This is a genomic window from Paraburkholderia franconis (genome assembly GCF_009362735.1).
Classification (GTDB): domain Bacteria; phylum Pseudomonadota; class Gammaproteobacteria; order Burkholderiales; family Burkholderiaceae; genus Paraburkholderia; species Paraburkholderia franconis.
The window spans coordinates 1-18,442 of the sequence record NZ_WHNP01000104.1 but is presented as its reverse complement, the minus strand read 5'-3'; the positions used below and the strand labels follow the sequence as shown (position 1 = coordinate 18,442).

The window sequence follows — 18,442 nt, the reverse complement described above, 5'->3', positions numbered from 1 at the left end:
CGTCGCCGTCGGGCATCTCATCCAGCGTATTTGCCTTCTTGCGTCTGCATGCACTCACCAACCACGATCTTTACATCGACCGCGCCGAGCATGAAATCCAGAGATACGAGTCCGCAGCTGGCAGAGCACCGTCCGCTTTCGCGCACCTCATGGCCGCGCGGGACTTCGTGCAGCGCGGCCCGTTCGAGATCGTCCTGGCCGGCGAGAAATCGGCGGCCACAGCACTTGCAACCAGCGTTCACCGGGCATACCTCCCCGCGCGCGTGCTGGCTTTTGCAGAAGACGTGCCGATCGGCCGCGAACGCCACCCGGTCAATGGTCGGGCGGCGGCATACGTGTGCCGGAATCGCACGTGCGCTGCACCCATGACCGATGGCAACGCGCTCCTTGAATATTGTTCATCCCGTAGGGTGTGACGGTGCCGGAATTGTCGTTCAGCGACGCGGCGTCGTGAACCGATTCCGGCGCGCCAATCATGCCGTATGCGATGAAGGGACTTCTGGCCTTGTTGCCGGAACGGCCGGGCGATTCTCGCCTTACGAATGGAATGTTCAGCATTCACGCAGCGTTACACAGCGCATCTAACAATCAGGCACGCCAGAGTCACGAAGATGCGTCGCGAGGGTAACGTCGAGGGGCGAACCTGAAGGCAGGTGCAGGTCGACGGCCGGATATTTCAGGCTGTAGACGGCCATGAAGGGACGGTCGCGACTGTCGTCCCTTGGACATTCGAACGACGTTTGGTCTCCGTGAAGCGTCATTCACGCTTGAAAGATCTGCGCTCGGAACTGTGGGGGCTTGGCTTCCGAATGGCGCCCCAGCTCGGCCTTACAGTAATTTCGTCCCGGCGAGTGAAATGATTTCGGACTGCTCGGCACGGATGGCCCAAAGGCATTTTTGCCGTTGCACAAAAGGTCCTGTCTCCGGCGCCGGCAGCCTTCAGCCAGCTGAAACGACGCGCGCCGGCTCTTCTCAGCAGTCAACGGCGAAAAATTACCGGCGCTGCATCCACGGATTGATTCGTTGCCTGGCGTTGCGTCGCCATTTGGCCGGCTTGCAATCGGACTTCAGCCTTTTGCAGCCTGGCCGGGTACTCCACATCGTCAGGGATGGGGTTGTATCCGGCTCGTTCGAGGTTGGCGAGCTCGGCACGCACTTGTGCGCGCGTGAGCGGCGCAGCAGTTTGGGCGAACGAGGCAATGGGAGAAGATGCGAGCAAGGCAAGTGCAGCCGTAACGAAAATCTTTCTCATCACATGCCTACTTTTTGGCGTCAGTTCATCTGAAGTACTACGAGAAGCCTCAAAGTATATGCGCCAAAAGATAGGTAGTTACCCTTGATTCGCGCAACAGTAAATTGCCACCGATGTGCAAAATTCTGCTCGTTGAGTACGAGCCCGCTAGATGGAGCGCACGAAGGCAGCGGACATGCCCAATCGAAGGTCCGAGGACAGGCTCCGCGAGCGCGCTATTTCCTTTGTGAGCTGCATCACCGTGCGGCAGGCAAGCGTCAGTTCACCGTGAGGCGACATGGCTAACGCAATGAACCGCGGCACCAGCGGATCAACCACCATGGAGGCCTGCAACCGGCATTCCTTTTCCAGATTGGCTATCGCGTAAGGTCCGAGCAACGCGTAGATGCCGCCGTCTGCCACGATATGACCCTGCAGGCTCAAAGAGTCGGCTTCCGCTGCAAAATTCAGTGCGACCTGGTGTTCACCGGCAATCTGTTCGAGCCGGTCGCGCCAGCTATTCGGCCGACAGAAGAACACCAGCGGAATCCCGTCGAGCTTCGAGAACGCAATCGTGGACTGCCTGGTTAAAGGATCGCCTTCTGCCCCGACCAGATAGGTCGCCGCTTCGACCAGATACTCATCTCCGTTTTTCGGCGTCGGACTGTTTCGGAAAAGAATGGCGAGATCGACGCTGCCGTTTTCCAGCCACGTTTCCAGCAACGCACCCTGTCCCTCGCGCACCTGTAACTGCACGAGGGGATAACGCTCTCGCAGGCGATGGTAAAGGGTGCTGACAAGGGGATGAGCGGTGGACGGCAAGATCCCTAGTCTGACCACCCCTATAGGCTCTCCGGCCGTACTGCGGATGTCATTGGACAATTGCTCCGTGCTGGCAAGCCAGGCCCTGACCCGCGGCGCGATACGCGCCCCCAACTCGGTCAATACCACGCCTCGCCCCGTTCGTTGAAACAACCGACCGCCGCAGTACTGCTCCAGCTCAACGATTTGCCGGCTGATATGTGGCTGGCTCGTCCCATAGGCCGCGGCCGCCTTGCTGAGGCTGCCCAGTTCTGCCGCGTCGATAAATAACTTCCAAGCCCCGTAGTCCACCGCTAGGCTCTCACAGAGATATGTCAAATCAGTATAGCTGAAATGTGTGGTTAATCAGTTCCCGCATGGGGCGTCGATCCCTACACTGCAACGCATGCACCGTTGTTTCAGCTTGATGCGAAAGAGCAGCGGGCTCTCCTCTCGGACAGAGGAGCGGAAAAGTTCACACTTGGAGACGTCATGAAAGCGATCGATCTGCGCGGTTTGGTCCCGGCACCCGTTACCCCCTTTAGCCGCGATGGCGCGGTGGACCACGCAGCAATTCAACGGCTGGGCTCGTGGCTCGGCAGCATCGATGGCGTTAAAGGGCTGACCGTTCTCGGGCACGCAGGCGAAGGCACGTTTATGACGCAGAAAGAACAGGCCCGAGTCATCGAAAGCTTCGTGAAGTCGGTCGACGGCAAGATTCCGGTCATCGCCGGTATCACGCTCGAAGGTACGCAAGTCGCCGTCGATGAAGCGAAGCGGGCCGTGGAAGCCGGCGCGTCGGCCGGTCTGGTGTACCCGTCGCATGGCTGGCTGCGCTTCGGTTACCAGAAAGGCGCACCGCAAGACCGCTATCGCGCCATCTACGAAGGCAGCGGCCTGCCGCTGATCCTGTTCCAGTACCCGGACGCAACGAAGGCGACCTATAACCTCGAAACACAGCTCGAAATCGCCGCACAACCGGGCGTCTTTGCGATGAAGAACGGCGTGCGCAATATGCGTCGTTGGGATGTTGAGATCCCCATCATCCGTCGCGAGCGCCCGGAACTGCAGATCCTGACCTGCCACGACGAGTATCTGCTCCACACGATGTTTGACGTTGACGGTGCGCTCGTCGGATACGGCGGTCTGGCTCCCGAGCCGCTCATCGAACTGATCAAGGCGGGCAAGGCGAAAGACTATAAGGCTGCTCGCACGATCCATGACCGGCTGCTGCCCGTGACGCGCAACGTGTACCACCGTGGGTCCCACATGGAAGGCACCGTGGCTCTCAAGCACGGCCTCGTGGCCCGCGGCATCCTCGAGCACGCCACGGTGCGCTCGCCGTTGCTGCCGCTCCCGGAAGGCGCGGACGTTGAAATCGCGGACGCGCTCCGTTCCGCTGGCCTCGTCGACTGATCGGGGAGTGGAACAACCACCGTTGGATGTATCGACGGTGCGCATAACGGCGACGCGCGAAAGCGCGTCGCCCATAACAAGATCGACAAACGACCAAAAAAGCGCTACTTCGCGACTCACGAAGACAGAGGCGCGAGCGGTGCTCCAAAACAAGAAGAAAACCGGGGGGCCATAAAATGCAGCTTTTAGGAGACAGCATGAACACCACATCGACCGCCTACGGTGTCGGCCTTGGTCAATCCCCAAGCGAAGCGCGTCCCGTGAGCGAGCAACTGCGTGCTGCGAATCTGCTTTTTCGCATCGAGAACGTGCCGTTTTGCAGGTGGCACACCAAGGCACGTATCGTCATGGGCAGCGCGACCCTCTTTGACGCATTCGACGCGCTTTCCCTTGCCTTCGTCCTGCCCGTACTGGTCGGTCTCTGGCATCTTTCTCCGAGCCAGATCGGCGTGCTGATCGCCGCCGGGTATCTTGGCCAGGTCGTCGGCGCGATGTTCTTCGGTTGGCTCGCCGAGCGCCTTGGGCGTGTACCGAGCGCCACCGTTACGGTGGGCGTCATGTCAGCGATGAGCGTTGTTTGCGCTTTCACCGGCAGCTTCCATATGCTGTTTTTGATGCGCTTTTTGCAAGGCATTGGCGTGGGCGGAGAAGTGCCGGTAGCGGCGACGTACATCAACGAGCTGTCTCAAGCTCATGGCCGGGGACGTTTCTTCATCCTGTACGAACTCATTTTCCCCTTGGGCCTTCTTGCGGCCGCGCAGCTCGGCGCCTTCATCGTCCCGCGCTTTGGCTGGGAATACATGTTCCTGATCGGCGGCATTCCCGGCGTCCTCGTGGCGATCTTGATCGCACGCCTTCCGGAATCCCCGCGCTGGCTCATCTCACTTGGGCGTTTCGACAAGGCGGAACGCATTATCGAGCGGCTGGAGGCAAGCACCACGAAGCGCAATCTGGATACGCAGACGCAGAAGGCCGAGGTCGACGAGCGCGTGGTGAGCCTTCTGAACGGACTTCAGTCGAATGGGAAGGGGACCTGGAGAGAACTCTTCTCGCCGTTCTACCGCGGACGCACCGTTGTCGTATGGTTGCTTTGGGCGAGTTCATATTTTGTGGCCAATGGCATCAACAACTGGCTGCCGAGTCTCTACAAGACGGTCTACCATCTGCCTTTGCAGGATTCGCTTCACATGGCGTCGATCTCAAACGTCCTGAGTACGTGCGGCGTACTTGCCTGCGCATTGTTTATCGATCGGGTCGGACGCCGCCGCTGGGCAATGGCCTGTTTCGTCATCAGCGGAATTTTGCTCGCCGTTCTTGGTATCTATGGCGCTGGCAGCGCCTGGTCCGTGATGTTCCTCGGATCATCGGCCTACGCGGTAATGGCGACGACAACGGTCCTTCTGTACCTGTACACCCCTGAAATCTATCCGACGCGGATGCGCGCCATCGGCACCGGTCTCGCGACTTCCTGGCTGCGAGCAGCGTCTGCTGCTGCCCCGGCAATCGTGGGCGTCGTATTGACTGGACGAGGCATCGCTGCGGTATTCGTAATGTTTGCCGTAGTCAGTGCGGTGGGCTTCTTCGTCACTGCCCGAATGGTGGAGACGACCAATCGCGCGCTCGAAGAGATTTCCCCGTAGCCGAGCTTGATCCCCGACGGCTCCTTCTCTATGACACAAGGGAAGGAGCTATCTCGCTCCGTCACACAGTAGCTTACTTGACACGCTCATTATAGGCCACCGCCAGAAAGTACTCGTTAAGTAGTACGAAGTGTTTGAGTAAAAAAATCACAAAAATATCAATGGAGACAATCGAAATGAAAAAGGCACAACGGATCATGGCCCGCCTTCCTGCGCGTGCAGTTGCTGGTCGGCTTGGAGCGACAGCATTTCTCTGCTCAGGTCTGGCATTGACTGTTGCCGGCGCACGCGCCGATAGCGGCTCGCAGGTCCAGTTGTACGGGCTGATCGGTACGTACGTCGGGAGTGTCAAGCGGAGCGACACGCCGCAGTCAACCGTGCTGATGGGAAGCGGTGGACTGACCACATCATTTTGGGGAATCGGGGGCAAGGAAGACCTTGGCGGCGGCGTCAGCGCGATCTTCGCCCTTGAGAGCTTCTTTCAACCGCAGAACGGTGCACTGGGGCGCAGTGCGGCGGACCCCTTCTGGTCGCGCAACGCGTACATGGGATTCAAAGGCGACTTCGGACAGCTTACCTTCGGGCGACACCGAAATCCCACCTACACGGCAGAGTCCTATGTCAATCCGTTCGGGTCATCTACCGTCTTCTCCCCGCTCGTCCTTCAGACGTTCGTGACCAACTATGGGAGCACGATCATCGGAGATACGGTGTGGAATAACACTGCGAAGTACACAACCCCGGACTTAAAAGGTTTTGGCGCAACAGTAATATATGGCCTCGGCGGCGTTGCGGGTTCGCCAGGCGTCGGTAACCTCGGGGTTCACCTGAATTATCAAGGGCACGGTCTCACGGCAGTGCTGTCCGGCCAGCGTGTAAGGTACACCGCAGCAGGGCCGGTCGGCGCGCAGTACGCCTACCTGGCGGGCGCTGCATACGACTTCAAGCTTGTGACGCTTTACGGCGCATGGGCGATGACAAGTGATGTGAGCACGCCAACGGGAAGCCACACCTACGAGGCAGGTTTGTCGATCCCCTTCTCACCGGCCGACTTTCTGCTTGCTGAGTGGGCGCGTACGAAGCGGTCCGGCCCTACCCAAGCGACCAATAGCCTTCGGAACACCGCCTCTCTCGGTTACGACCACCTTCTGTCAAAACGGACGGACATTTACGCGATTTACTCTTACGACAAGCTGAGTGCCCACCCCACCGGCAACACGTTCGCGGTTGGCATTCGCCATACGTTCTAACTCCGATCCCGGTGGAGCGACCGGACCGTTCCAGCGGTTCGTCAGACATTCGGTTCGATCAGCGTGTTCTGGTGATGGCGGATGTTCGGTCCGTACCAACTTGCCTGCGAGTGCCGGTTGCACCCTCGGAAGCGGCCGTTCTCGCAACGCGAGCCTGATCGGCAGGTGAGGGTCGGCTCCTGCCGAACGACTGCGGCTCAGCAGCAGCGAGCCGCGGGCGCTGACGACCCGACAACCATGCGCAGGGCGAAGTTAGAGTTCTCCTCAAACGCGTGCGAGCAGTAATATGATTGCTCCCTCCCTCTATCGGAAACACCTCGATGCAAGTGCTGGTTGACGCAGACGCCTGCCCAGTAGTCGTCAAAGAGATATTGTTTCGGGCAGCGCGGCGTGTCGAAGTGAACATCACGCTGGTCGCGAATCAGTATTTGCGAACGCCACCTTCCCGATTTATCAAGGCACTACAAGTGCCGGTGGGCTTTGATGCTGCCGATAACCGTATCGTTGAACTGGTCCGGGACGGCGACCTCGTGATTACGGCGGACATACCTCTTGCCGCCGCTGCCCTCGACAAGGGCGCTCACGTGCTCGATCCGCGCGGAACCTGGTTTAGCCGTGAGAATATCCAGGAGCGTCTTACGATGCGCGAGGTAATGGATCAGTTGCGCAGCTCAGGCGTCGAGACGGGCGGCCCAACACCTTACGACGCAAACGACAGCAAAGCGTTTGCGGGACAATTGGACTGCTTCCTCGCACGTCATCGCGCCACGCCACGTTGAGTCGCTTGACGAGCGTGAGACGGAGCAAGAAATGTTGCGCCGGGTCTGTTAGCTATGCTGCGGCCGTTCGCTTGCGGGGCCATGAACGGGCAGCGGTCAGCGATCTAGCTCAGAAATTTGAATGTCGGCCCTACATCAGTAATCGGCCAATCGCGCAGCAACGATACCCGAGCGTCATCGGCGGCTAGTCCACCACTCGTGTCGGGTAGGCAATGGTCCTTGAGAACAACACCGGTTGCAAACGATTGACCCATGAGTTACGCGTCTTCCGCCACAGGCTCATTGGACTTCGTGACCCTCAGTTCACGGCAGTTAGAAATAGGTGCGGCAAAGATCGGAGTGCATTGTGTGGACGTACTAGACCGTCTCCTGCCTATGACTCGGTAAATGGCAGGTGCGAAGCGGGTACGATCACATTTCCGGTATCGAAACGCCAAAGGTCTGCAGCAGCAGGACCGCGTTGAGCGCCAGGATCACGGCCGTGCCGAGGATGGCCGCCCAGGCCACCGTGCGACGATTCGCGAACGGACCCATAACGTCGCGGCGCGAGGTCAAAATCAACAGCGCGATCATCGGCACGGGCAAGGCGAAGCTCAATACGACCTGGCTGTAGACCAGGGCGTCGGTCGAGTTGACGCCGAGCACGACCACGATGAAGGCAGGCACCATGGTGGCCAGGCGGCGAATTCCCACGGGGATACGATAACCGGTAAAGCCCTGCATGATCATCTGGCCGGCCATCGTGCCGACCACCGAGCTGGACACGCCCGATGCCAGCAGCGAGAAGAGGAAGATGCCGGCCGCCGCCGAGCCGAGCAACGGCGTCAGGCTGTGATAGGCCGTCTCGATTTCCGCAACTTCGGGATGGCCCGCGTGAAACGCACCCGAGGCCATCACGACCATCGCCATATTGACAAGCCCCGCCACGGTGAGGGCAATCAGCACCTCGACATTCGAGAAACGCACCAGCTTGAAGCGCTCCGTGTGGCTGCGTGCCCGCGTGCGGTCTTGCGTCAGGCCCGAGTGCAAATAGATGGCGTGCGGCATGACCGTGGCGCCGAGGATGCCGACCGCGGCCGACAGGGCGCCGGGACCTTTCAGTTGCGGCAGGAGTGTGCCCGCTGCAGCGGCAGCCCAATTGACATGGACGAGCAGCAGTTCGATCACGTACGACAACGCGACGGCCGCGACCAGGCCGCCGATGATCAGCTCGACGGGCCGGAAGCCTTGCTTCTGCCCGGAGAGGATCGCGTACGTCACAATGCCCGTGACGACCATGCCGGCCAGCAACGGGATGTGAAATAGCAGCGACAAGCCGATTGCGCCGCCGAGGAACTCAGCCAGATCCGTCGCCATGGCCGCGATTTCGCTAACGCCCCACATTCCCGAGACCACCGGCGCCGGAAAATGTTCGCGGCTGAGCTCGGCGAGGTTGCGGTTGGTGACAATGCCGAGCTTGGCCGAGAGCGCTTGGAACAGCATCGCGATGACGTTGGCGGCGAGCACGACCCAGAGCAGCGAATAGCCGTATTTCGCGCCCGCTTGGATGTTGGTCGCGAAATTGCCCGGGTCCATATAGGCAATGGAGGCGACCACGGCCGGACCGGCGAACAGCAGCTTCGAGCCCCAGCTACGGTTGCGCCCGGCCAGTACTTCGCCAATGCCCCTCGAGGTGCGCTCGGTCAATCCCAGTTGCCCTTCAGCGGTTTCATTTCGATCCCTTCGTCTCGCCGGGGTAGCCGCGCAGCGCGTGTGTCGAGGCCCCCCACCCGGTTAATAAAACTTGCAAAGCTTCATTGCAGGAAGGCGCCCGGAGTGCAGTGCGCCACCTTCAAACGTTCGGATCAATCATGCCGTGAATGCCCGAGAAACAACAATTGAACATTCCAATACGGGCGATAAGGTTCTGTCGCACTCAATCGACTTTGAAATGGGGGCCAACGCCCGTGGGCCGAGCCCGCTGGGCGGCCGGTAACGGCCGCACGGGCAACGACGAATAGTGAGCGTCGGCTGTAGTTCCGACAACGGTCGTCCGGCGAAGCGGCCCGCATCCCGCCCACGTTTCATGGGCATTCTGAAAAATGCCGCATGCTCCTGGTTGTCCTCCCTGCCAGGATTCGCGGCCTTTTACTGGCTCCTCCCACGTGACGGCAAATAGCTGCGACGAGAAAAGTAGCGCGGGGCGGCAATGGCGACGACATGGGCATCGCCGAGCCGTACTTCAGGACCGCGGGTCTTTCTGAGTAGCGTCAAGAACGTGCGAGTCGGACTCCGTTATCGAAGCGGACTGGGCGACGGTCGATGAGCGCGAACCCACACTCTTCGGCTCCTGCCGCGGAAACACGAGCGTAAAGCGCGTCACGCCGTCGCCGCTCGACGCATGCCACGTTCCTCCGTGCAGCGACATGATGCTACGCACGATCGAGAGCCCAAGTCCGCTCGACTCCGATGATCTATGTCGCGACCCATCCGCCCGATAGAAGCGATCAAAAATCCGCTCGAGGTGATGCGGCTCGATCGTCGGTCCGCGATTCTCGACATGGAGCGTCGTCCCATCAGGTCCCTGCTCTGCCACTGTCGAAATCGTCGTTCCCGGCTCCGCATACCGCACGGCATTCGCCAGCAAATTCGCAAGCGCGCGGCGCAGCAGCAGCGGGTCCGCCGACACGTAGCCACCGCCGCGCCACTGGAGGCGGACGTCGCGCTCTTCTGCGAGGCCTTCGAAATACTCCTGCATGCGTTCGAATTCGTCGGCAAGCAGCAAGTCCGCGCGCTCGATGGCATTGTCCGCCTGCTCGGTGCGCGCCAGAAAAAGCATGTTGTCGATCATCTTCGACATCCGTTGCAGCTCCTCGAAATTCGAGCCGAGAAGCCGCTGGTAATACGCGATATCGCGCGTCTGGCTCAATCCGACTTCGGTCTGCCCCAGCAAGTTGCCAATTGGCGTGCGCAGGTCATGCGCCATGTCCGCGGACACCTGTTTCAACTGTGTGAACCCACGCTCGAGACGATCGAGCATGCCATTGAATGCCGCGATCAACGCGTCGAGCTCGGGCGGTACAGCGCGCCGCTCGATGCGAGTCGAGAGGGTACCCATGCCGATTGACCCGGTTTGTGCAGCGAGGCGACGCAATGGGCGCATGCCGCTACGCGCGAGACCGAAAGCGAGCAAAGCCACGATGACCGCGGCGGCCGATGCCAATAGCAGTATCTGGTTCCTGTATTCGCGCAACAGCCGCGTGCGCTCGGTCAGCAGTCGGCCTGAGATGATCTGCAGGTCGCGCGGCCCAGCTATATCGTGCGCGGCAGCGGCGACGTAGATGAACGGAGTCCCGTCAGCCGCACGCGTACGTTGAACGGCGCCGAGCGTGAGCGGGACACCCGCCGGTACGGGCGTCATGACAGGCACCGTCCTGTGCCCGGGATTCACCGTAATAAGCGGGGTTTCACCCGGAACACGTACGATCAGCAGCGATTCGGTATTGCCGAGCATGTTGGCGAAAAGATGAGGCTTGTCACGGATCAGTTCGCGCACGTCGACATCGTTCATCAGCGTGCGAAGCTGGTCAACCCTGGTCACCAGCGCGGCGTCGTCGCGCATGATCAGTTGCTTCTCCAATCCGCGATACAAGACCAAGCCGAGCATCGCCATCGCCGCAAATGCGATCAGCGCGAACAGCAGCGCAAGGCGCGTGGTGAGCGAAAGGCGCTTCATGCTTCGTGCTCGAAACGGTACCCCACGCCATGAACCGTGTGGATCAAGCGAACGGGGAAGGGGTCGTCGATCTTCTGCCGTAAACGGCGCACAGCGACATCGACGACATTGCTGTCGCTGTCGAAATTCATATCCCATACCCGCGAAGCGATCAGGGCACGAGATAGCACCTGCCCCTGGTGTTGCATGAAGAACTGCAACAGGTTGAATTCCTTATTGGTCAGCGTAATGCGCACACCGTCCCGTTCCACTCGCCGCTTCGGCACATCAACGCGAAGATTTCCAACTTCGAAAACCTGTTCGTCCTGCTTCTGAGGCTGACCGCGACGCAATATGATGCGAATGCGCGCCAGCAGCTCGGCGAATGAGAACGGCTTCACGAGGTAATCGTCAGCACCGAGACCGAGGCCTTTCAGTCTGTCCTCGAGCGTGCCGCGCGCGCTCAGAAACAACACCGGCGTATTGGAGCGCGCACCGAGCTTCTTCATGACGGTCCAGCCATCCATCTCCGGCATCATCACGTCGAGCAGGATCAAGTCGTAGCTCATCTCCTGCGCGAGGTGTAGTCCGTCGATGCCGTTGGCAGCCACGTCCACGACGTAGCCGGCTTCCGTCAATCCGTTCTGCAGGTACTCGCCCGTCTTGGTTTCGTCTTCGATGACCAGGATTCTCATGTCGTCCAATCCTCGCACTTTCATCCGCATGGCGCTGACCAGAAGAGATTCCAAAAAATACACACCTTCTGGTCGCGCGTCGATGCATTGCGTTCGGAGGAACTATCGCTCATTGCCCGGACTGCTGCGCCGCCTCTTCTATCAGCGCCGCAACTTCCTTCGGGTGGGATTCATATACAGAATGGCTTGCGCCGTCGATTTCGACCGTATGCGCGTGAGCCCGTCCCGCATACATGCGCTCGAGGTCCGGATTGATGATCTTGTCCGCTTTCGCGACCATATACCAGACCGGCTTGTTCTTCCAGGCCGGATCGGGGATCTGCGCCGTGAACACTGAGGCTGCAGTCGGCATTTGCGCGTGGGCCTCGAATTCGGCCTGCGCGCGAGGCAGATCCCCCGCGAAATCCGCAGGATAGTTCGCCGGATTTAGGTAGAGGTAATTATCAGGTGTCCTGATAACAGCCTTCGTGGAGTTCGGGAACTTCTTGCCGTTGCTCACCTCGGTTTCGCCAACGTCGAGCGCGTGCGCCGCAATGTAGACGAGCGACTTCACGTGGTCGTCGTTACCCGCCTCGGTAATGATCGCGCCACCGTAGCTGTGGCCGACGAGCACGGCCGGACCATCGAGGCTGTCCAGCACTCGCTTCGTGGCCGTCACGTCATCCTTGAACGAAGTGAGCGGTTCCTGCACCAGCGTCACGTTATAGCCATCCTTCTCGAGGATGTCATAGACGGGCCGCCAACCCGATCCGTCTACGAATGCACCGTGAACGAGCACGATGTTCTTGATTGGCGCGGCAAGAGCGGGCGCGGCGGCGGCGCCAAAGAGACAGAAAGCGGCTGCGACATGAGCGGCGGCCGAACGGAACGTGGAAAGATTCATGACAACTCCTTGATTGCCTTCGTGAAGAAAGGGTTTGTGGTGCAGCGTGATGCCAGTCTAAGAAGCGCGCTAAAACAGGGCCGTTACCTGAGCATTACAAAAAAATGACGAACGGACGAGAGGCGCTGGTCTCGTCGGCTGGATCGATCCGCGGCACGCTCCGCTCCTGCCACGGCCCGGAGCATGAGCCGGCAAAGATGTGTTCCCGAATCGCAGGCTGTGGTTCGTTGCAGCACTGCGCGACTGACTCAACGAGTCAGGCGCCGGCAAATCCAACCCCGACGTCAACGCCAACCGGCGGATCTACACCCCTCAAACGTGGTGATGGCCCAACAGTTAGCGTCCCACCGCTTGTCATTTTTTTGTAACGACCGGGTCACTGCCTTGTGGGAGCCGTCTGCCTAGACTGGCATCACGCTGCACCACAAACCGCTTTACGCAGCGCCATTTCAGTCATTCAGTTATTCCACTTATATTGAGGAGTGCAACATGAGCAAAATGATCTCGGCAGGTATTTCGATGGCTTTAATCGCTTTGGCTGGAGCCGTCACCAACGCATCGGCTCAGGAAAAGACCCGCGCCGAAGTTCGCCAGGAGTTGATCCAGGCGGAGAACAACGGCTCCCGCTTCGTGACGGACACCTCCTATCCTGAGATCAATCCGGTCTTCGCTGAACAGGTTGCCCACCTTCAGACGAAAAACGATAGCGGCGCCGGTGCCGACATGCCGGGCACGAGCGAGACCGGGCATCACTCAGCAACGACGTGCGTCGGTCCGGTGGCCTTTTGCTCGCCGTACTTTGGCAGCTGATATCCGCGCTTTTCGCGTTACCGGCCGCTCGCCAACGTCATGACGAACCCGGCCGGCGCTGCGATTGTCAATGCGCTGGGCCAGATTGGTAAGGTGATTGCACCTGGGGCGTTTGCGGGAACGGACGTTCGCGGACCCGCCTGAACGCTTGCAGACGATACGCATTGCGCCAAGGCCGAGGCGGGTGACGATCAGGTCTTCGCCGATATGAAACTGACCGAACCGACGGTTGAAGCGGCACGGGGGCAGGTTTGCTCCAAGTCCGCCCAGGCTTTACCAGGTTAGATTGAAAATTTCATATCTTTGAGTAGCTTGAAAGAGACGTCGTGCAGCGGAGCCCATACACAACCGCCTGACAGATGAGGGAGACGCATCATGCGTACCATCCAGATATTGCTTCAAACGACGATTCCGCCCGTCGCGGACGACTGGTCGATCGCGCGGTTCAGTTGCTTGACGAATTTGCTTCGCAGCCAGCGAACTCCCGATGGGCGGGTGAAGTTTAACGTTGTCGCTCGGGACCGCGACCAGCCGGGGCAGCCAGATTCCGTTCTTTCACGACTCGATGAAAGCGAGTTCGATGAACTGTGGCTCTTTGCTGTCGATAAAGGGGATGGGCTGATGCCCGAGGACTGCGCGGGCATCACGCGATTCAGAAAGGCAGGACGGGGATTACTCGTTACCAGAGACCATATGGACCTTGGCAGCTCAATTTGCGGCTTGGGCGGAGTGGGGAAGGCGCATCACTTCCACACGCGCAAGCCGGATCCCGACCAATCAAGACGCGTAATCGATGACCCATTCTCCCCCCACATTTCATGGCCGAATTTTCACTCAGGCGCGAATGGGGATTTTCAGGAAGTCATGATCGTCGAGCCTGTCCATCCCGTCTTTGCAGATCCGATGTCCCCAACTGGGGCAATACGCTTTCTGCCGGCACATCCTCACGAGGGTGCCGTTGACGCCCCTGACGACGAACCAGCGCGCGTGATCGCACGAGGTAAAAGCAAGGTAACGGACAAAAGCTTCAATCTTGTAGTCGCATTCGAACCTTCAGACATGGGGGGAGCCGCGATTGCGCAAAGTACCTTTCACCATTTCGCAGACTACAATTGGGATCCTCGATTGGGCTGCCCGAGTTTTGTGAGTGAACCGCCTGGGGACGCGATGCGGACCGAGCAGCAGGCCCTGCGGGACACGCATCGCTATGCTGTCAATGTCGCGCAGTAGCTACCTGCAGGAACTCAAGGTCTTTGCTCTGCTTGAGCGCGTGTAGCAGAATCCTTGCGTCAATCGGGTTTCTCATGGACCGCGCCGCCGGCGATTGACAGCGGTCAGGGGGCGACCGGCATTCAGCGATGTGATAGCAGTTCGGCGATATCGCTGGCCCGGTGGGTTGGCGGGAGCGTCGTCGGCACGCATGCCGAGGCGGACGTCTGGGGCGATCCTTCGAGAAGCACCGACAGAGACTCTGGCAGTACCGACGTCGGGGCTCTCTCCAGCCGCGGTTCGGGATGCCACCACCTGGCGCAGTAGTGCGCAGACACGCGGCGTCATCCGCGCCGAGGCAAGTTGCTTAATGGGGGTACGGGAATCAGTTCCGCTGCTGAGCAGGTTGCCCACCGTCGGGCGGCGTCATGGTCGTGACAGGCGACCCGCCGCCCGCCCGTGGACAACCTGCGACTCATCGATAAAATGGAGGTTAAACCGCACATCGACCACAACTGCAAATCCGTCCGTCGAAGCGGGTCAACCTCACAGCACGCATGCCGGCACTCAAGGAGCCGGCCATTCAGTCGCCGCGAACTGCTCCGGCATCGGCCACCTGGACGAATCGGGACACAAATGAATTGACGGTCACATTCGAGGCTGTGGCACCCGGGGACCTGACCGCCTCCCCGATCACATACTGCTGATGGCAGGGGACACGCTCAGGATTGCTTCGTAGCCGGGTGAAATTCCGCTCCTTGGGGCAAGCGTGGATGACCGCTTCGGCCGAGTACGGGGAGGCCGACATGACAGCAAGAATGACCGTTGTACCTTGCAAGCGGCCTTCAAGCTTTCACAACCGTGTATGGCCGGTTCGGGTCGACTCCCGTCGACCGCATTGGGCAGGCCTCGGCCCATCTACGGTCGTTGCCGGGCTTTCTAACAGAGCCGTTCAAACGTCGCTCCGTCTGGCGACGGACATTCGAGCGCCAATCGTGGTTGTCGCGTTTCGGGCGCGTCACGAAAGCGCCTCGTCTTCGCAAAGCACTATTTCTCGACTGACGTCTCCACCAATGTCCCGATCAGGCGCAGAAGTTCGGTGTGCTCCGGCCCTTTGCCATCTCGAACAAGGAAGTCGCCAATTGAGATGTCGGACGGCCGACCACCTGACGAGAGGTTGGGCTCATGTCGGACGAAAACTCGGCCAGAGTCGTATTCGTGGACGAGCGACCAACGGTCTCCGTTCGCGCTCCTGTAAAGCTCTCGAGCCTTTTGAGTCATGATCCTCTCCTATTCGCGGCTAAGCATACAACAGCCGAGACGGCGATGGCAGGGCGGTCAGAATGCCGAATGGCCAACGGACCCCATCATGGCAACAGGCGAGATCGACGCAAGGCGTGAACATCGGATCACGGTGGAGATCGTGGTCGACACCTACACCGAAGAAGAAACCGCGTTCGGCTGTCCGCCCGGAATCCGGCCGACAATGGCAGGCGTTCAAGAAACCCTCAACGCAACGACCAGCAGATGGCGATCGCGGCCACGGCGGGTGAATTGCCGGTCGGCGAAACGAAGCCGTGGCGGGTCGAACATGTGCTGCCGGTCGAAAATGGTCACGGCGAGGTCCGCGTGCTGCGCGAGTTCGATAATGCGCTGGCGACCTGTCGCGAGTTTGCATTTTCGGTCATTGCCGGCGAGAAGCCTGGCGCCGCCGCTGACTGGTTCGTCGCGTCGATCTGTAAGGATCAGGACGGTTGGAAGTGGGCTGCGGCCGAGCCGGCAGTCGAGCGATGGGGCACCTTGCAGTAAAGCCCAGTCGGAACGCGCGCGCAATCGCTTGCTGCCGCGTGCTCGGCAACGGGTGGATGGTTAGGAGGCTAATGTCCGAGCGGAGATCCGCCAAGATGGGCATCGATCGCGCGCCTGGCGAGGTCTATCGCGTCGCTGACTGCGGCCGCTCCATTGACCAACGAGCGGTAGTGCTCCGGCTCAGGTATGCGGCCGCCCTTGCGGTCAATGCCGCCACTCCGCGACATCCGCTCCACCAGTACTGTGACGGCCGACCCGCCGTCCCAGTCATCTCGCACGCTGACAGTGATAACGAAGCCTCGGTGCATCTGTTGCTCTTCCATGTTATTCAGCGATCCCGGCGAGTTCCTCGATGTCGTTTTCAACACGCCCTCTCGCTTCAACCGCCGCTTCCTCCGTCGTTTTTGCGATCAGTGGAAAAACCAGCCCATTCCCTTTGAATGCGCCCGCGAAATGGACCCAAGCCGCGTAGGAACATACGCCCGATTCCAGCTGGCGAATATTCAGAACTACATCGTAGGTACGCTGCAGTCCCTGTCGACGTGTGTATTGAAATTTGTACACCTCGGTATCAGCCATGACGACCTCACATGCACGGACCCGTGCAACGCACGTTCCCGCACGCGCGTGCGCAGAGGGTTGACTTGCTTCCGTGCGCGACGCCAGGGGCACCGCACTTGGCCGAACGTCGCCAACCTGCTCGGCAATGTATATTGGGGGCCACTTGATCTGGTTCGTCCGTACCCGGCCCAGACTGTGTCAAAACACCATTTCGTAGTGCTAAAATTATTCATCGTAGAACGGGGGAGAAGCGAGATGAAGCGGTTCGTCCAAGGCGAAGATCGTACGCAAAGCCTCCTCCTTCCCGAAGCGCTTGATGACTACGTGACAAACACCAATCCGGTGCGCGTGGTGGATGTTTTCGTGGATGAGTTGGATCTTCACAAACTCGGGTTTGAAGGCGTTGAGCCGGCGCTAACGGGTCGGCCTTCGTATCATCCGGCAGTGATGCTCAAAATCTACATCTACGGTTACCTGAACCGTATTCAATCCAGCCGTCGCCTTGAACGCGAGGCTCAGCGCAACGTCGAACTGATGTGGCCGACCAGCCGCCTGACGCCGGACTTCAAGACCATTGCGCGATTCCGTAAAGACAACGGCAAAGCGATCCGCAGCGTCTGTCGCCAGTTCGTCGTGCTATGCCAGCGTCTGGACCTCTTCGCCGAAGCGTTCGTGGCAATCGACGGGAGCAAGTTCAAGGCAGTGAACCATCGCGACCGCAACTTCACGAGCGCCAAGCTCGAACGACGCATGCGCGACATCGAGTCAAGTATCGCCCGCTATCTCGAGGCGATGGACACGGCGAATCGTCAGGAGCCTGCTATTGCGAAAGCCAGAACAGAGCGATTGCGAGACAAGATTGCAGCCCTGAAGGAACAGATGCGAAGCCTCAAGGAGATCGAGGTCAAGTTGAAGGAAGCACCGGACGGACAGATATCGCTTACGGATCCGGATGCACGTTCGATGAAGACCCGAGGAACGGGAGTCGTGGGCTACAACGTCCAGACGGCGGTTGACACGAAGCACCATCTGATCGTCGCGCACATCGTTACCAATAATGGCATTGATCGTGATCAGTTGACGTCGATGGCGAAGCTCGCCCGTGCCGAAATGGGCATCGACAAGCTCACCGCGGTTGCGGATCGCGGCTACTACAAGAGCGAGGAGATACTCGCATGTCACGAGGCTGGAATAACCGTGTTCGTTCCGAAGACAGTGACGTCGAGCGCAACGGCCGATGGWCGCTTTGGCAAGGAAGACTTCATCTACAACGCAAAGATGAACGAATATCGGTGCCCGGCAGGCGAGCGCCTCATCTGGCGATTCTCGACCGTTGAGCGCGGCCTGAAGATCAGCAAGTATTGGAGTTCGAATTGCCAGCAATGTTCGCTAAAGGCGCGCTGCACGCCGGGCCCTCAACGCCGGGTGGCACGCTGGGAGCACGAAGGGGTGCTCGAAGAGATGCAGACGCGACTTGACCATAACCCCGACATGATGCGGATCCGAAGACAGACTGTCGAACATCCCTTCGGCACGCTCAAGGCGTGGATGGGTGCAACCCACTTTCTGACAAGAACGATTGAGCGGGTAAGTACCGAAATGAGCTTGCACGTGCTCGCGTACAACATGAAGCGGGTGATCAGGCTGCTCGGCGCAGAAATGGT

At 59.7% G+C, this 18,442-nt stretch carries 16 protein-coding genes and 2 pseudogenes; 10 read left to right on the top strand and 8 right to left on the bottom strand.

Features of this window, described 5'->3' with window-relative positions:
- Positions 1-416, top strand: a pseudogene (locus tag GCT13_RS43060) (thioredoxin); the annotation flags it as partial.
- A gap of 563 nt (positions 417-979) precedes the next feature.
- Here GCT13_RS43060 and GCT13_RS43055 read toward each other — a convergent pair.
- The gene (locus GCT13_RS43055) at positions 980-1,252 is read right to left on the bottom strand and encodes a DUF4148 domain-containing protein (RefSeq protein WP_152767859.1); all 273 of its coding nucleotides are present in this window, start codon (positions 1,250-1,252) and stop codon (positions 980-982) included.
- 147 nt (positions 1,253-1,399) lie between these two features.
- Positions 1,400-2,344 carry a LysR family transcriptional regulator gene (locus tag GCT13_RS43050; RefSeq protein ID WP_321574998.1) on the bottom strand — a complete coding sequence of 315 codons (945 nt, stop codon included), beginning with the start codon at positions 2,342-2,344 and terminating at the stop codon, positions 1,400-1,402.
- Between the two features lie 180 nt (positions 2,345-2,524).
- Between GCT13_RS43050 and GCT13_RS43045 the strand changes: the two genes are divergently transcribed.
- The 4 genes from GCT13_RS43045 to GCT13_RS43030 all read left to right on the top strand — a co-directional run bounded on the left by GCT13_RS43045 (position 2,525) and on the right by GCT13_RS43030 (position 7,117).
- Positions 2,525-3,448, top strand: a complete 924-nt coding sequence (locus GCT13_RS43045; RefSeq protein WP_152767857.1) for a dihydrodipicolinate synthase family protein — start codon at positions 2,525-2,527, stop codon at positions 3,446-3,448.
- A gap of 197 nt (positions 3,449-3,645) precedes the next feature.
- Entirely contained in the window at positions 3,646-5,088 is a 1,443-nt protein-coding gene (locus GCT13_RS43040; protein ID WP_152767856.1) for an MFS transporter, read from the top strand.
- A gap of 176 nt (positions 5,089-5,264) precedes the next feature.
- Complete coding sequence (locus GCT13_RS43035) at positions 5,265-6,338, top strand: porin (protein ID WP_152767855.1); 1,074 nt, start codon at positions 5,265-5,267, stop codon at positions 6,336-6,338.
- A gap of 320 nt (positions 6,339-6,658) precedes the next feature.
- On the top strand, positions 6,659-7,117 hold the full coding sequence (locus GCT13_RS43030; RefSeq protein WP_152767854.1) for a YaiI/YqxD family protein: 459 nt from the start codon (positions 6,659-6,661) through the stop codon (positions 7,115-7,117).
- 411 nt (positions 7,118-7,528) lie between these two features.
- On the opposite strand, the gene GCT13_RS43025 is transcribed toward GCT13_RS43030, so the two are convergent.
- The 4 genes from GCT13_RS43025 to GCT13_RS43010 all read right to left on the bottom strand — a co-directional run bounded on the left by GCT13_RS43025 (position 7,529) and on the right by GCT13_RS43010 (position 12,284).
- Positions 7,529-8,803, bottom strand: coding sequence for an Nramp family divalent metal transporter (locus GCT13_RS43025; protein WP_227747311.1), 1,275 nt, complete (start codon positions 8,801-8,803; stop codon positions 7,529-7,531).
- Between the two features lie 535 nt (positions 8,804-9,338).
- On the bottom strand, positions 9,339-10,832 hold the full coding sequence (locus GCT13_RS43020; RefSeq protein ID WP_152767852.1) for a heavy metal sensor histidine kinase: 1,494 nt from the start codon (positions 10,830-10,832) through the stop codon (positions 9,339-9,341).
- Entirely contained in the window at positions 10,829-11,506 is a 678-nt protein-coding gene (locus GCT13_RS43015) for a heavy metal response regulator transcription factor (protein WP_152767851.1), read from the bottom strand. The genes GCT13_RS43020 and GCT13_RS43015 overlap by 4 nt, the downstream gene beginning before the upstream one ends.
- Before the next feature lie 109 nt (positions 11,507-11,615).
- Positions 11,616-12,284, bottom strand: a complete 669-nt coding sequence (locus tag GCT13_RS43010; protein WP_407670947.1) for an alpha/beta fold hydrolase — start codon at positions 12,282-12,284, stop codon at positions 11,616-11,618.
- On the opposite strand from GCT13_RS43010, the gene GCT13_RS51050 reads away from it, so the two are divergent.
- From GCT13_RS51050 to GCT13_RS42990, 4 genes and pseudogenes are all read left to right on the top strand, one after another.
- A complete protein-coding gene (locus tag GCT13_RS51050) occupies positions 12,273-12,497 on the top strand; it encodes a hypothetical protein (RefSeq protein WP_321575000.1) in 225 nt (74 codons plus the stop codon). The two genes, GCT13_RS43010 and GCT13_RS51050, sit on opposite strands and share 12 nt — an antisense overlap.
- Before the next feature lie 381 nt (positions 12,498-12,878).
- The gene (locus GCT13_RS43005; protein ID WP_152767849.1) at positions 12,879-13,199 is read left to right on the top strand and encodes a DUF4148 domain-containing protein; all 321 of its coding nucleotides are present in this window, start codon (positions 12,879-12,881) and stop codon (positions 13,197-13,199) included.
- Positions 13,200-13,574: 375 nt separating this feature from the next.
- Positions 13,575-14,429, top strand: coding sequence for a hypothetical protein (locus GCT13_RS43000; RefSeq protein WP_152767848.1), 855 nt, complete (start codon positions 13,575-13,577; stop codon positions 14,427-14,429).
- 1,494 nt (positions 14,430-15,923) lie between these two features.
- Positions 15,924-16,217, top strand: a pseudogene (locus GCT13_RS42990) (hypothetical protein); the annotation flags it as partial.
- 68 nt (positions 16,218-16,285) lie between these two features.
- On the opposite strand, the gene GCT13_RS42985 reads toward GCT13_RS42990, so the two are convergent.
- Positions 16,286-16,540, bottom strand: coding sequence for a hypothetical protein (locus GCT13_RS42985; protein WP_152767846.1), 255 nt, complete (start codon positions 16,538-16,540; stop codon positions 16,286-16,288).
- 1 nt (position 16,541) lies between these two features.
- Positions 16,542-16,796: a hypothetical protein gene (locus GCT13_RS42980; protein ID WP_152767845.1), complete on the bottom strand. Its 255-nt coding sequence runs from the start codon at positions 16,794-16,796 to the stop codon at positions 16,542-16,544.
- Positions 16,797-17,033: 237 nt separating this feature from the next.
- Here GCT13_RS42980 and GCT13_RS42975 point away from each other — a divergent pair.
- The coding region (locus GCT13_RS42975) for an IS1182 family transposase (protein ID WP_152767844.1) at positions 17,034-18,442 on the top strand (1,409 nt) is incomplete at its 3' end.